This is a genomic window from Solimonas flava DSM 18980 (genome assembly GCF_000426685.1).
Classification (GTDB): Bacteria; Pseudomonadota; Gammaproteobacteria; order Nevskiales; family Nevskiaceae; genus Solimonas; species Solimonas flava.
The window spans coordinates 186,122-198,339 of the sequence record NZ_AUFV01000010.1 but is presented as its reverse complement, the minus strand read 5'-3'; the positions used below and the strand labels follow the sequence as shown (position 1 = coordinate 198,339).

General features: G+C 56.2%; 19 protein-coding genes and 1 pseudogene. 3 read left to right on the top strand and 17 right to left on the bottom strand.

Annotated features, from left to right (window positions below; genetic code table 11):
- Positions 1–286: 286 nt before the first annotated feature.
- From K343_RS24535 to K343_RS0112485, 15 genes are all read right to left on the bottom strand, one after another.
- Positions 287–820, bottom strand: coding sequence for a hypothetical protein (locus tag K343_RS24535; protein WP_154662555.1), 534 nt, complete (start codon positions 818–820; stop codon positions 287–289).
- Between the two features lie 113 nt (positions 821–933).
- Positions 934–1,143, bottom strand: a complete 210-nt coding sequence (locus K343_RS24860; protein WP_028008371.1) for a hypothetical protein — start codon at positions 1,141–1,143, stop codon at positions 934–936.
- Between the two features lie 105 nt (positions 1,144–1,248).
- Positions 1,249–1,872, bottom strand: coding sequence for a hypothetical protein (locus K343_RS24530; RefSeq protein WP_154662554.1), 624 nt, complete (start codon positions 1,870–1,872; stop codon positions 1,249–1,251).
- 102 nt (positions 1,873–1,974) lie between these two features.
- Positions 1,975–2,361 (bottom strand): hypothetical protein, encoded by a 387-nt coding sequence (locus K343_RS24525; protein ID WP_154662553.1) that lies wholly within the window; start codon positions 2,359–2,361, stop codon positions 1,975–1,977.
- A gap of 138 nt (positions 2,362–2,499) precedes the next feature.
- Entirely contained in the window at positions 2,500–3,015 is a 516-nt protein-coding gene (locus K343_RS24520; protein WP_154662552.1) for a hypothetical protein, read from the bottom strand.
- A 101-nt stretch (positions 3,016–3,116) separates the two neighbouring features.
- Positions 3,117–3,590, bottom strand: a complete 474-nt coding sequence (locus K343_RS0112500) for a T6SS immunity protein Tdi1 domain-containing protein (RefSeq protein WP_084615867.1) — start codon at positions 3,588–3,590, stop codon at positions 3,117–3,119.
- Between the two features lie 469 nt (positions 3,591–4,059).
- On the bottom strand, positions 4,060–4,431 hold the full coding sequence (locus tag K343_RS0112495) for a lysozyme inhibitor LprI family protein (protein WP_211226253.1): 372 nt from the start codon (positions 4,429–4,431) through the stop codon (positions 4,060–4,062).
- A 100-nt stretch (positions 4,432–4,531) separates the two neighbouring features.
- On the bottom strand, positions 4,532–4,867 hold the full coding sequence (locus K343_RS24515) for a DUF6968 family protein (RefSeq protein WP_154662551.1): 336 nt from the start codon (positions 4,865–4,867) through the stop codon (positions 4,532–4,534).
- Between the two features lie 421 nt (positions 4,868–5,288).
- Positions 5,289–5,951, bottom strand: a complete 663-nt coding sequence (locus K343_RS0112490; RefSeq protein WP_084615865.1) for a DUF1877 family protein — start codon at positions 5,949–5,951, stop codon at positions 5,289–5,291.
- Between the two features lie 30 nt (positions 5,952–5,981).
- A complete protein-coding gene (locus tag K343_RS24510) occupies positions 5,982–6,431 on the bottom strand; it encodes a hypothetical protein (protein WP_154662550.1) in 450 nt (149 codons plus the stop codon).
- A gap of 118 nt (positions 6,432–6,549) precedes the next feature.
- Entirely contained in the window at positions 6,550–6,861 is a 312-nt protein-coding gene (locus K343_RS24505) for a hypothetical protein (protein WP_154662549.1), read from the bottom strand.
- 140 nt (positions 6,862–7,001) lie between these two features.
- Positions 7,002–7,283, bottom strand: coding sequence for a hypothetical protein (locus K343_RS24080; RefSeq protein ID WP_084615864.1), 282 nt, complete (start codon positions 7,281–7,283; stop codon positions 7,002–7,004).
- 104 nt (positions 7,284–7,387) lie between these two features.
- A complete protein-coding gene (locus tag K343_RS24075) occupies positions 7,388–7,894 on the bottom strand; it encodes a DUF2199 domain-containing protein (protein ID WP_084615872.1) in 507 nt (168 codons plus the stop codon).
- Between the two features lie 456 nt (positions 7,895–8,350).
- Positions 8,351–8,722: a hypothetical protein gene (locus tag K343_RS24500; protein ID WP_154662548.1), complete on the bottom strand. Its 372-nt coding sequence runs from the start codon at positions 8,720–8,722 to the stop codon at positions 8,351–8,353.
- Between the two features lie 84 nt (positions 8,723–8,806).
- Positions 8,807–9,157, bottom strand: coding sequence for a DUF2185 domain-containing protein (locus K343_RS0112485; RefSeq protein ID WP_028008367.1), 351 nt, complete (start codon positions 9,155–9,157; stop codon positions 8,807–8,809).
- 234 nt (positions 9,158–9,391) lie between these two features.
- Between K343_RS0112485 and K343_RS21960 the strand changes: the two are divergent.
- Positions 9,392–10,348, top strand: a pseudogene (locus K343_RS21960) (integron integrase); the annotation flags it as partial.
- Between the two features lie 102 nt (positions 10,349–10,450).
- Here K343_RS21960 and K343_RS0112475 read toward each other — a convergent pair.
- Together K343_RS0112475 and K343_RS0112470 are read right to left on the bottom strand one after the other, a co-directional pair.
- Positions 10,451–10,912: a hypothetical protein gene (locus K343_RS0112475; protein WP_028008366.1), complete on the bottom strand. Its 462-nt coding sequence runs from the start codon at positions 10,910–10,912 to the stop codon at positions 10,451–10,453.
- 27 nt (positions 10,913–10,939) lie between these two features.
- The gene (locus K343_RS0112470; RefSeq protein WP_028008365.1) at positions 10,940–11,416 is read right to left on the bottom strand and encodes a helix-turn-helix domain-containing protein; all 477 of its coding nucleotides are present in this window, start codon (positions 11,414–11,416) and stop codon (positions 10,940–10,942) included.
- 292 nt (positions 11,417–11,708) lie between these two features.
- Between K343_RS0112470 and K343_RS0112465 the strand changes: the two genes are divergently transcribed.
- The gene (locus K343_RS0112465) at positions 11,709–12,005 is read left to right on the top strand and encodes a hypothetical protein (protein ID WP_154662546.1); all 297 of its coding nucleotides are present in this window, start codon (positions 11,709–11,711) and stop codon (positions 12,003–12,005) included.
- Positions 12,006–12,017: 12 nt separating this feature from the next.
- The gene (locus tag K343_RS0112460) at positions 12,018–12,209 is read left to right on the top strand and encodes a hypothetical protein (protein WP_028008363.1); all 192 of its coding nucleotides are present in this window, start codon (positions 12,018–12,020) and stop codon (positions 12,207–12,209) included.
- Positions 12,210–12,218 lie beyond the last annotated feature (9 nt).

Sequence of the window (12,218 nt, the reverse complement as noted above, 5' to 3'; positions counted from 1 at the left end):
ACGCGCATGTCGATCTGGTGATCGACCAGCCAGTTCACTGCATATTCAAAGCTGCCCGGCAGAATCTGCTCGGAGAAACGCACCGCGAGCAGCTTCGACAGATGACGATCAACCGGCTTGTAGCGCGCCATGATGCTGCTCCATTCAGATGGGAAAACAGCAGCGTGTTACGTGCCAATTCAGACTGGGTTCAAGGGTTTTTCTACAGCCTCAACGCCTCAGTTCAGCCGCGGCCTTGCCGAGCGAAGCGAGGCAAGGACGTCGGACTGGAACTGATTGTTGGGAGTCACCATAGCCGCCACCAAGGCCTTTTGCTTCGTATTTTGTACTCGATCACTCCATCTTCAGTCTCTTTGAACTCCACTCCGCCTTCTTGAATCTCTTTGACCATGCGTTGCTCTTCAGCGACCGCGCCCTGCAGCCATGAAGCAAGCTGTGCGGCTGTCCAAATCTTTTCGTTTTCCGGATCGTAGATGGCGAAGTGGTGTCGTTCGAACGTATTGGCGATGCTGACCAAAGTCTTCTGAGACCACTCTGGATCAATCCGGAACCCCATTTCGACCATTGCATGAGACGGCCAGAAATTGACATCTGGCAGATCGCAGCTTTCACAGCTTAGAAGTCCCCCAAACTGCTCTCCGTTTTCAGAGGGGCTGAAAACGTACTGCGGGTAGATGCCTTTTAGATCTGTGATGACAGCTGTCCGCTCTGCATCAAATGCTGGCCGAGGAATCTCCTCCTCAACCATCCTTATTTCTTCAGCCATCGCGGCTGACGGTGGTGTCTGCTCGTAAGCAATGAAGTAGAGATCAAAGCTCATAGTGACTCCCAACGCCGCGCTTCAGGCGCGGCCCGGCTGGAGCGGCGAAGCCGCGGAGGCCGGGACGTCGCCTGGAAGCGATGGTTGGGCCTAGATGACGGCATTGCCGTTCGCTAGTCAATGAGCCGGTGATAAGCGCCGACCGATACCACAGCATCTACAAATCTTTTCGCGGTGGCTCTATCCATGATCACCGTCTTGCCTTCAACGGTGAGATAGATGCTGTCCTCCGGATAGAAGGAGGAGCGACCAAGCTCAACCTCCATTGTTTCTTTGCCACCCTGATCTTTGATGGTCTCTTCAAAATACATTGTGGTCGCCACTGCTAGCTCCTGTTTAAACCGCTTCTTCTGTAGGCCCAACGCCGAGCTTAAGCCGCGGCCACGCCGGAGCGCAGCGGAGGCGTGGACGTCGGCTTGAAGCTCTGGTTATGCCTGCCGTTCACGGACGTGCTTCGGTATTGGGTCTTCAACCACGAGCTTCTTCAATTCTCGGCTGTATGCCACAAGCAGTGTTCCTCCCACAGGCTTAGCATTTACGAGCCCCTCAACGGAGGTTGGGTCTAACGTGCCCTCAATGCCAGCCTCAAGAAATGCTGTGAAAACTTCCACTGCGCTGTTGCACTCCTCAGCCGATAGATCGGGTGGAAGGAGGAGTTTTACAGAGAGGCCGTTGCCTAAGCTGGCAATGACGGAGTAGGCCAGTGAGTACCTTGGAACCGGAGACTGGACCTTATTGGCGCCAGCAAAGTAGATGCGGCCAGTTGGCACAGATGGGCCAATGAACTTCTTTGTAAGCTTTTTAAGCGCCGCTTTCAGAATGTGGTAGTGGTCCTTGCCGGCTTCTTTCAGGAAAGCATCGAAGTAGGCTCTGCCTATAAAGACGACAACCGCTGTGGGCACTAGCCACTCAAGCCCGGCGTATGGCCCAGGCCGTTCTCTAGCTTCACACCGAAGGTCGAGTTCTGAACATTGAACCTCAGCCACGAACTCATCAAAGGGCTCGCTGGGCAAGTCCTCGACGTAGCTGACGCCAAGCTGGGGAGTGCTCAAGGGATTCCTCTCAAGGCATAACGCCCCAGCTCAGCCGCAAACCTGCCGGAGCGGCGAAGCCGCGGAGGCGGGTTTGTCGGCTGGAGCGCCTTGTTGGGCCCCTTACTCACCGTCCAGGAAGCTCTGAACATCTTTGTCTCTTTTGCTGAAGTCTTGAACCTGCTTTTGCCTGGAACTTGTGACGTGAAACTGCCGCCAGCATTCAGTGACAACCTCACCCCAATGAATGCCGTATTTTTTGTGATACCAGTCATAGCCGTGACTCGGAACACAATCCGTTACGTTGATGATGAGCCCGTTTAGCTTGGCTATATCTCGTGACAGGCAGTAGTCCCCGAGCTTGCCGGCAAAGACGCCGACTTGACCGTGGCTAAGCCCAAAAACATTCTCAAGCTCATTGTACGGAACGCATCGTTTCTCTTTTGCAACCTGGATGAGATAACGCACAAAGACCTTGAATTTTTCAGGTTCAAAACCGTCTTCAGACATTGCTACGAACTCCTTTCTTTTGGGGCCCAACGCACGCGCTCAGCCGCCGCCGAGCGTAGCGAGGGAACCCCGCCGGAGGCGGGGCGGTCGGACTGCAGCGCCTTGTTGGACGCGCTATGAACCTGACGACGCATTGACCTATTCCTTACTCAGCGAGCGAAAGACCGAGTTCAGACCTCTAGTCAATTCGATGGGAAACTCGTTCTCTGTGGACTCCAGGATCCATTCGAAGCACTGCAGCGTGACTGAAACCAATTCCGGGAGGCTAGGTCTTGCGCCTTCTATTTCCAGATAAATTACTGGGCCAGCTATCAGATACGCATACCAATCACCAATTACTGGCCCTGAAACGCTAGAAACTATTTGTTTTTTTCGAGCATTTGAATCCAAGCTCCAGTGCTTGGACGCATTGGCTACGTCGCGCCAAGCGAAAAATAGCTTTTTTGCCAGTTCGGGGAGTCGGTTTGCTCGTTGCCGTTGCGTCTTATTACCAACACTCTTTATCCAGTCTGCGAAAAGATGGTTGGCGGTGACGGCAAAGTTAAACGCCAGATACGGGCTGTCCCATTGCTTCTCAAGAAGATCTTTTTCCCAGCGCAGTTTCCCGAGAAGCTCCTCGCAGGTGTCGAGGCCAAGCCGTGGGGCCGGCGTCATTGACGGACTATTCACGACAGAAGGTCATTAGCCAGTGAGTCCAACGCCCAGGTTAACGCGCGGCCCGTTTACGGGCCGTCGCGTTGAACCGTTTGTTGGGCCTAAACCACGCTGATCTTGACCTGTGCGCCATCTGGAATTCCTTTGAGTTGCTGATGCACTGAACCTGTGACGGCGAAATGCTCTTTGGCTGGGACAGGGTTGAGGTTGGAAACCTCATACGTGCCCTCTTTGAAGATTGGCAAGGTCACGAACGTATAGCAGTGGTCCGGCTTCAGGACCTTGCCTGCATCTTTGAGCGCGCCGATAAGGCTGGGCATGAACCAGTTGTTGCACTCCTCGCCTTTGAGCATTTCCATGAACTGAGCGCGGGACTCCGCAACCCGAGATATCTCTGCTGTTCCGGTATTGAGCCAAAAGACCGATTCGGAGTCTTGCTGAAAGAAAACATCGCCAAGGGTGCTTGCCATGACAGGATTGAATGGGTTTGGAAGAAGCCACCTCCAAGCCTGATAGAGCTCCGCCAAAGCCTCATCGCTTGGCAAGAATGACAGGTCTTTCCACGTTACTTTCATTTAGGCCCAACGCTCGGGCTCAGCCGCGGATTTGCCGTAGCGAAGCGAAGGCAAATACGTCGGCTGCAGCCCATTGTTGGGCCTAAGGAACTGGAACATAGCTTCCGCTCCCGAGCCATTTAACTGATGTCTTGCCGACACCACGCAAGTACGCGACCGCCTGAACAACGATGGGGCGTGACAAATCGCTTTTTGTAATGCCGCGAGCAACGTTGTTTTCCTCGATGTGTAGGAAATGCGCCTCCTCTGATGTATCTGAGTAGCTTCTGGCTACCAGTGCAAGCCCCGCCTCGCTAAAAGTCAGCAGGTCATACTCGTATCGCCACTCGTAAAGCCCAGCATCGTCTGGCTCGCTACTATCAACGTGGTGGGAACTTTCTATACGCATATGTTTAGGCCCAACGCCTCGGTTCACGCGCGGCCGCGCCGAAGGCGTGGACGTCGCGTGGAACCGCTAGTTGGACCTTGGTTACCTGCTGCCCCTGCATACATCACCTTCTTCGGCATTGAGCCAGCCAGATAGCTGCTCTATCCGCTGAGTAATCAGCGCTGCATTCTCTGAACAGCTGCACATTGGATAGACGGAGCCGTACTCATACTGCTTATCGACCGCGGGATATATCGCCTCAAGCTGCGCGTCACGGAACGCCAACCAAGCCCTCTGCGACTTCTTGATCTTGGCTGTGGCCATTGCATCGCCCTTGTGGCGATCTAGGACTTGTTGGTAGACAGTGTTTAGCTTCTTATCGGCGGCTTGATATTCCGAACACGCCTCCTGATTCATTTCGAGCTGGGTCTGCGCCATGGCCGGCGCCATGACAAGCGTCAGAAAGAAAAGCATGTGTCGCATAGATTTCACGAGGTCCAACGCCCGCCTTCAGCCGCGGATTTGACGGCGCGAAGCGGCGGAAAATACGTCGGCTGGAAGGCATGGTTGGACCTCATTCTGTGCCTTCCAGACGTTCCGGAAAGCCGGTAGCAGGCTCGCCGTACTGAGTGAATACACCTGAATGCCGCTTCTCAAGTGCTTTCAGCTCCGAGGACATAATGGAAACCGTAAGCAGCAATGCCTGCATTGAGTCGGCGCCAGCCACGCCAAAGCTCTTCTTAAAGCTTGGTGCTTCAATTGTGTATGGACACCGCCATTGAATGTCTTTTTCCTCTTCAAATGGCACCCCGATTGAAACGAGAACGGCCTCTTTTGAACCGTCAGAAGAGTGAACGAACTCAAGTTCACGGCAGGCCACGACCTGTTTGAGTGGAACGAACTCTTTCATGAGGTCCAACGCCCTAGCTCAGGCGCGGCCACGCCGAAGGCGTGGACGTCGCACTGGAGCGCGTGGTTGGGTGTGGTGCGGCCGCACATAAGCCGCTCAGTAAACCTGAGCCGTTTCATCAATGACGAACTCCACATTGTTCGCCTTGCACCAAGCCTCAAGATCAGTCTTGAGAACTGGCCACAAGTTACGCGCCCACGCTGGCCCTCGCTGAGCCCACACCTTTTCTGTAGGCAGGCATGCAGAGAGAACCCCCATGGGATGTTCAAGAACGAACTGCCCACCTGGCCCTCTACAGACCAATTCTTCCTTCCAGCGAGATTGAAACTGAAATGTGCTCATTCAAACACCCAACGCCGTGCTTCAGGCGCGGCCGAGCCGAAGGCGAGGACGTCGCACTGGAAGCACTTGTTATGCGCGGCTACACGTACCATACGAGCACCGTTTGGCCCGCCTCGGCTGCTCTTGAATAGAAGCCCTGAAGTTTCTTGAGGTTTGGGAGTATGTAGCTGTCCATCAGGTCGCGGCCCTCCTCAACCCAATGCTCCGGGAACACCCCCATTTGATCCATGAGCTCCGGCTTGTATTGCGCCTCAACAACTTGAACAGAAACTGCCGCTAAAGCCTCTTGCAGGTTAGCCACTTGACAGGGTGGGAAGAGGGCTGCGGCGCCCATGCCAAAGTCAAGTCGCTCCTCTCTTGACTCCGTGCGCCCCTCAATTGCCACCAGCGGCAGGTCAAGTTCCGCTTCGTCCGCTCTGCGCAGACTTTCCTTAATAGCTGCGGATGGCTCCGTCTTTTCCTTTGGCTTAGGTTGAAACAGCTTCGCAAGGCGGGCGCCGAACGACGGCTTCGCTGGCCGCCTCTCCGACATGATCTGATTCATGACAAGAGTATTGTGCTCTTGCTCAATGCGCTTGCAGGGAGAGACAAGCCAAGCTAGCGGTTCCCACGCACGATCAACGTCTATGACCTCTACCCCAGGCAAGTCATCTACTGCACCAGATGCAAGCTTCTGTGGATTGTCTACGCATCGGGCCAATTGCTCGCTCGATATTCGTGCGTAGTAGGCGACGATACTCATTCATTGCTCCCTAAGCGCATAACGCCGAGCTTAAGCTGCGGCCGCGCCGGAGCGCAGCGGAGGCGTGGACGTCGGCTTGAAGCTATTGTTGGGGCTCTCACCGTGGAATACCTGTAGCCCAAAACAGAATGCTGAGAGATGCCAGAATGGGTGCTCGCCGACTTTGAGTAGGCCGAGGACACCAAATGCCAAAAGAGCCATGCCCGTGAAGACGTAAAGCGGCGTTGAATGTGCCAGAAGCACCCTCAATGCTTCGGTTGCAAAGGCAACGATTACGACGCCGAGGAGAAAAGCAGCGATCTTTGCTGCCAATGCGACTGCTGGGACAGATGAAGCTATAAGAGCTGAAACTGTTTTATCTTGACCGACGCTCCAAAAGCCAAAGTCAACAAACATGGCTGCCGCTGCAAATGGCACTGCAAGAATGCCTGCCAATTTGCTTATGGACCCGATGTCTTCTGGCGAAAACGGTTGGATCATAGACTTCCCTTGTTGTAGCCCCAACGCCTAGCTTAAGCCGCGCCGCGCCGGAGCGCAGCGGAGGCGTGGACGTCGGCTTGAAGCGCTGGTTGGGCGACTACTCTACAAAAGTACAATTTCATGTTTCATCTGACTTGTGGCGCAGGTAGATTAGACGCGCTGGCGCTTCTGGGATCGTCGGTGCAGAACCCTCCACAACGACATCGAGCCCGATTTCTGGATCGTTGTCGTGTAAAGCATAAAACTCCGCGACGATATCATCGGCTTCTTCCCTGTCAACGGGAGAATCACGCTCTATGGATATTCTGATTTGTGGGGCTTTCCTAGAGGGTAATAGTGCAACCGACAATACGTTATTTGAGAGTGCGCCCAGGCAAGCTTGGACCAGACACACAACCTGTCTATTAACTTCATCGAGAGATTGGGTCATACGCTTCCTCTCCTAGGTGCCACTTATCTCGCTCATCTCCGGCGTATGCACGAGGGCTGTCGCCCAACGCCCGGGCTCAGCCGCGGATTTGCCGTAGCGAAGCGGAGGCAAATACGTCGGCTGGAGCACGTTGTTGGGCACTACTTGGTCCATTGGTCTTTGATGTGGTTTGCAACCTCGTCGCTGAGGTTTTGCCATGCCGCCGCTCCATTGGTTGCATCGACGACTAGGAGTTTGTCGTTGCTGTCCATAACCGCCCACACCTTGGATACTGCGTCGGATGCTGAGTAGGACGAATTTACGTACCAAAGGGAGTAGTGAACCTTGGCCCAGCTGCCTAGCTTTTTGATCTCCGCGATCACTGCTTCATATTTCTGACCTGGATTAATGAGGTCATACGAGACGAATAGATTGTTTGCCACGAGGTTCTCCCTTTTCTAGGCCCAACGCCCCGGTTCACCCGGGGCCCGGCTGGAGCGGCGAAGCCGCGGAGGCCGGGACGTCGGGTGGAACCGATGGTTGGACATCACTCGCCATGAAGCACCTGAGAGACGATGCTTTGCATCAATGCAGGTTCGATGCCGCCGCGCTGATGCACGGAGAGTTGATGCCCAGAGTTCTCTACCTCAACCAGCGGCCGAAGCCCAACCTGCTGTTGATGCACATGCGTTTTCAGATACATGGTGTCGGGATAGCCGGGCAAACGTGTGCAGAGCCAGCCGAAGTATGGTCCTAGCTTTTCTCTGCTTGGATCATTCCAATGCTCCGACATCTCTAGGAAGCTCTTCTCGCTCAAGGAGCACCAAACGCCCCATGAGAATGGCTGAGTCGAGCCGACAATCGGAACCTCCAAGCGCCCCCGTATGAAGAAGTGCTTTCCGTCGTTGCTTTCAATGACGCATTGCTCTTCACCAAGCTCCGACTTGGCTCGCTCCTCATCAGACAACATGCCCCACTGAAATGGAGAATGTGCGCCCAGCGAAATGGCAGCTAGGTCATGCTCTTCACCGCACGAGGAGCAAACGAACTTCATCTTTGTGATGTCCAACGCCGAGCATCAGCCGCGGATTTGCCGCAGCGAAGCGAAGGCAAATACGTCGGCTGGATGCACTTGTTGGGCATGACTCAATGCCGCGTAACCATGAATGTGACGTATGCAGATATAACCACAATTGTGACGACAGCCGCCTTGCTTGCCAATGGAAACAACCGAGCTGTTAGCTTGCACCAGATGCCAACCCCTACGCATGAAAGTATGCATGCGATGGCTGCCAAGCCCGCGTAGTCACCGACCCGGCTAAGGAGCGCCCAGTTATCGGGTTGTGGACTGCCGGCTAAGCCATAGATGTATGCGCATGTAACCAGCAAAGGCCAAAAGACCGCGAACAAAAGGGTGGAAAGGATACCTGCCTTCATGATGCCCAACGCCCTGCTTCAGGGGCGGCCTCGCCGAAGGCGAGGACGTCCCTCTGCAAGCACTTGTTGGACCTCATTGCGCGCACCCACTGTAAAGATCCTTTGGGAAGAATGAATGCTCCACCCCTGACACTAGAAGGCGAATGAACTGTGATGGCGCTACGGCTCTGGAAATGAACTCGTAGTCTCGTGGCCTCATGGCTACTGTTTGCTCTCCATTCCACCACAGGAGATCGCCGTTGTCGGATATGGCCCAAAGCGAATAGGCCGCCATATTGAGACTGTGCCACGACTCCGATTTTACGAACGCCCACCGCTCATTTTGCTTTTCAAAATCGAGGTTCTCATTCTCGGAGTCGTGAAGAACCCAGAAGAAACCTAGTGGATTGGCCCCAAACTGCCGAATCACGGATGCGGCCTCAGCCTTGATCGCTTCAGCTTTCATGAGGTCCAACGCCCAAGCTCAGGCGCGGATTTGCCGTAGCGAAGCGAAGGCAAATACGTCGCCTGGAGCACCTTGTTGGGCCTGCTATTCAAGTGGCGACTCATAGGGGATTTGCACGAGCTTGCCTGTTTTCTTGTCTCTGATGAACGCGCTCTGTGGCGGCGCATTGAGAAAAGGAATGATCTCGGGTGAGTAGTTGGCGATGGTGTTTACGTCGTAGATGGCGTGATTTGCGGAGTTGTCCATGTATTCCTGGGACTCGTCTCCGGCCATAAAGCACCAGCCACTGTCGTGCTGCCGCGACGTAGGCTCGCGGACCATGTACCCAACCGGCTTTCCAAGGACCGTGATCATGTCGGTGGCGATACAACCCCCATGCCCGGTTGCGAGCGGCTTGATCTGATCCGCTGTAAGCGCGAACTTTTTCTTGCTCATGCTTTTAGGCCCAACAGCTAATAGGCGGACGCCGGGGTCAGCGTATTCATTCCGCACATGGCGGCGGACAATTCGGATAAGCGATTGATTCCCATAACCCGTTTCCTCGCGAGGCCGTATAAGCACGCCGAGCAATCCCCACCTCATCATGCCGTACTCTGTTCGCTTTGTCCCACCGAGGAGCTACCGTAATGGGGTCCCGATCACACCCCGCGCCCCCGTCTTCTTGAAGTTGCCTCCACTGTCTGCCGGAGACGGCATCTGAGCTCGAGAACAGAGGAGGCATATCGGCACTGGGTCCGACACTTCGTGCGTTTTCACGGAATGAGGCATCCCCGGGAGCTGGGAGAGCCCGAAGTGCAATCGTTCTTGAACCACTTAGCAGTCGAGCGCGCCGTCTCGGCATCGACGCAGAGCCAGGCGCTCAATGCTCTCGTCTTCCTTTACCGTGACGTTCTCGAAAGGCCACTGCAGAACATCGAAGGCCTACAGCGTGTTCAGCGCAGAAAACTCGTCCCGGTCGTCCTGACGGTGGATGAGGTTCAGCAGACGTTATCGCTGATGTCAGGAACGCCGCGACTTGCAGCGGCGCTCATCTATGGCGCCGGGCTGAGAATCTCTGAATGCCTAACGCTGCGGGTTAAGGACATCGATTTTGGGGCGAAAGCACTGTGCGTTCGGAATGGGAAGGGCGGAAAGGACCGGACAACACTGCTGCCGCAATTCTTGGTGCCGGACCTACGTACGCACATGGTCCGAGTCGCAACGCTGCATCGCGAAGATTTACTGGCCGGTCGTGGCTCGGCGCCGCTGCCGAATGCCCTGTCGAGGAAATACCCGGCGGCAGCTACATCCCTCGCTTGGCAGTTCCTGTTCCCATCACGCGTCGTACGCCCTCAGATCGATACTGGCCGCTGGCTTCGCTGGCATGCCGCGGAGTCATCTATTCAAAGGCCATTCAAGCTGGCCCTCCAACGGGCCGGCATCCACAAACACGCGAGTGTTCATACGCTCCGGCACTCCTTCGCTACTCATCTGCTCTGGCAGGGAACCGACATCCGGACAATCCAGCTCCTCCTGGGCCATCGGAACTTGCAGACGACGATGATCTACACCCACGTGCTGCAAGCCACCAAAGACACAATGAGTCCATTGGACCGCATGAAGGCGGGAAATGGAGTGAGCGTCTGACACCAAGAGCGAACGGCCGTCGGCGGACGTCCCGAATGCGGGGCGTCCGCCGACGCCGATGGACTCAGCAGAGGCGCCGGGGCGTCTGCTTTGGGGCGGTTGCTACCGATCTTTATCAATGATCCTCACATGCTCCGCGACGGCCCAGTCCGAATGACCGGAGTGTCCGCTGTCGAGCTCCAGGAGTGATGGTTCCAGACCATTGGCCGCGACAGTCCGGACGACGTGAAAGTTGTTGCTGGCATCCATCTCAGCGCAACGGCGCTCTTCCTCGTCGTCGGGGTCTGCCACGAGATCCCTGGCGTAGCCGAAGGCGTCTGCCCGGATGTAAGCAAGGTAAACAGAGAACTGCTCCCGCGACTGGCAGATCACTGTAGGCACGCTAAATCTGATCCGCTTCCCGGCCAGATCCTCACCCGGCTCTACCCGCCGAGTCTCCGCTAATGCGGTCTCGGGATTCCAGTCATCGATCATCAATGGCGTGGGAGTAAAGAGCCGCACAAGCCCCCATACCAATAGCGCTACGAGAGCGATGGTGGCCACGGCGAAGACTTGGACGCTCATGTCGCTAATCGCCGGGCCGATGCGCGACTAGTCGGCCTGCGCCTCAAGCTGCTCCAGCCGCGAGCGCGTTTCTTTCTTGCCGATCCCGCGCAGCTCAGCGATTGCTTCCAGGGCGGTCGCTCTCGGTACTGCCGTTTTCCCTTCCCAGTTGTAGACGGCCTGTTCGGACACGCCGACGAGCAGCCCGAGTTCACGGGCGCTGATACCGAGACGGGCACGGAGCGATTTGAGGCCCTTGGCGACAAAGCGAGTCTTGGGCGGCTCGGCGGCGGCCGGCACCGCTGTCGAGGCCTTGGAGAGGCCACGACGGAGCTGCGTCACTTCGCGCTGGAGCTCGACGACTTGCTGCTTCAGGCCGGCGATGTCGCGCCGGTAAGCGGTCGACGCCTTCCGCAGGTTCGCCGAATGCTGGCGGACAACCTTCTTCGACAAGCGAGTGATTTCACTTTTAAGCGCTGAGGTGATGTCGGCCATGGCGAGGGAAAAGTGGATGGGATTTCTCATTATGGCCTTGCACCGGTTGAATGGACACCATCGCTCGATCGGTCGACTTCCCCCCGGTGCAGTAGGCACTCTGGGCCTATGATCTGGACCTTCCGCCAAAAGCATAGGCACGCTGCAGCCAGACTAATCCAAGAAAACGCCCGCGTGGAGTCGATGCTAACTACTCGGCACGACATTGAGTAAAAACTCTCGCCCTTCTTAATTTTTTTCACCTACATATATCTGAACTGAGCATGCATCCCAGCGTGTTCGAGCAGTGACCACTGCTCTTCCCTCTCTTCTGAGGCGATATATGAATCCCACTCCGATTTGCCCTTGGTGCGGCAGCACCGAGGTCGTGGCACGCAACTACGCCCGCAAGGCCGGCAGCGTCGCCGGCATCCTGACCGGCGCCGTTGCCGCACTCTCCGGCCCACGCATCGGCACGCCGCGCAGCGTCGTCTCTGTCGTCGTGACCAGTGTCCTGCTCGGCGCGGCCGCCGGCTGCACCACCGGTGCCATTCTCGGCAGCGCCATCGACCAGAACGTCCTCGATAACCTCGAATGCACGAAGTGCGGCCACGTCTTCGGCCCATCCTCGCCTGCGTAGAGGTGCAATGGCATGCACATCGAAGAGCAACCCTCGTCCGGCGCCGTCATCCGCACCAGCGTGATCATCGGCGATCGTCGCATCGTCCTTTGCATCGACGCTGACGACGACACCCTGCACACCTTCACCATGGATCTGGAGCAGGCAGTGACGCTGATCGCCCAGCTCGAAGCCGCCTACTGCTGCCAGTACGTGATCGCCTGACGGCCTTCC

Coding starts and splice junctions, on each gene's coding strand:
- K343_RS24515 (WP_154662551.1), bottom strand. CDS start 4,867: ATGAAAGAGTTCGTTCCACTCAAACAGGTCGTGGCCTGCCGTGAACTT.
- K343_RS24075 (WP_084615872.1), bottom strand. CDS start 7,894: ATGAAGTTCGTTTGCTCCTCGTGCGGTGAAGAGCATGACCTAGCTGCC.
- K343_RS0112490 (WP_084615865.1), bottom strand. CDS start 5,951: ATGAGTATCGTCGCCTACTACGCACGAATATCGAGCGAGCAATTGGCC.
- K343_RS0112460 (WP_028008363.1), top strand. CDS start 12,018: ATGCACATCGAAGAGCAACCCTCGTCCGGCGCCGTCATCCGCACCAGC.
- K343_RS24535 (WP_154662555.1), bottom strand. CDS start 820: ATGAGCTTTGATCTCTACTTCATTGCTTACGAGCAGACACCACCGTCA.
- K343_RS0112470 (WP_028008365.1), bottom strand. CDS start 11,416: ATGAGAAATCCCATCCACTTTTCCCTCGCCATGGCCGACATCACCTCA.
- K343_RS24520 (WP_154662552.1), bottom strand. CDS start 3,015: ATGACGCCGGCCCCACGGCTTGGCCTCGACACCTGCGAGGAGCTTCTC.
- K343_RS0112465 (WP_154662546.1), top strand. CDS start 11,709: ATGAATCCCACTCCGATTTGCCCTTGGTGCGGCAGCACCGAGGTCGTG.
- K343_RS0112475 (WP_028008366.1), bottom strand. CDS start 10,912: ATGAGCGTCCAAGTCTTCGCCGTGGCCACCATCGCTCTCGTAGCGCTA.
- K343_RS0112485 (WP_028008367.1), bottom strand. CDS start 9,157: ATGAGCAAGAAAAAGTTCGCGCTTACAGCGGATCAGATCAAGCCGCTC.
- K343_RS24510 (WP_154662550.1), bottom strand. CDS start 6,431: ATGATCCAACCGTTTTCGCCAGAAGACATCGGGTCCATAAGCAAATTG.
- K343_RS24500 (WP_154662548.1), bottom strand. CDS start 8,722: ATGAAAGCTGAAGCGATCAAGGCTGAGGCCGCATCCGTGATTCGGCAG.
- K343_RS0112495 (WP_211226253.1), bottom strand. CDS start 4,431: ATGCTTTTCTTTCTGACGCTTGTCATGGCGCCGGCCATGGCGCAGACC.
- K343_RS24505 (WP_154662549.1), bottom strand. CDS start 6,861: ATGACCCAATCTCTCGATGAAGTTAATAGACAGGTTGTGTGTCTGGTC.
- K343_RS24525 (WP_154662553.1), bottom strand. CDS start 2,361: ATGTCTGAAGACGGTTTTGAACCTGAAAAATTCAAGGTCTTTGTGCGT.
- K343_RS0112500 (WP_084615867.1), bottom strand. CDS start 3,590: ATGAAAGTAACGTGGAAAGACCTGTCATTCTTGCCAAGCGATGAGGCT.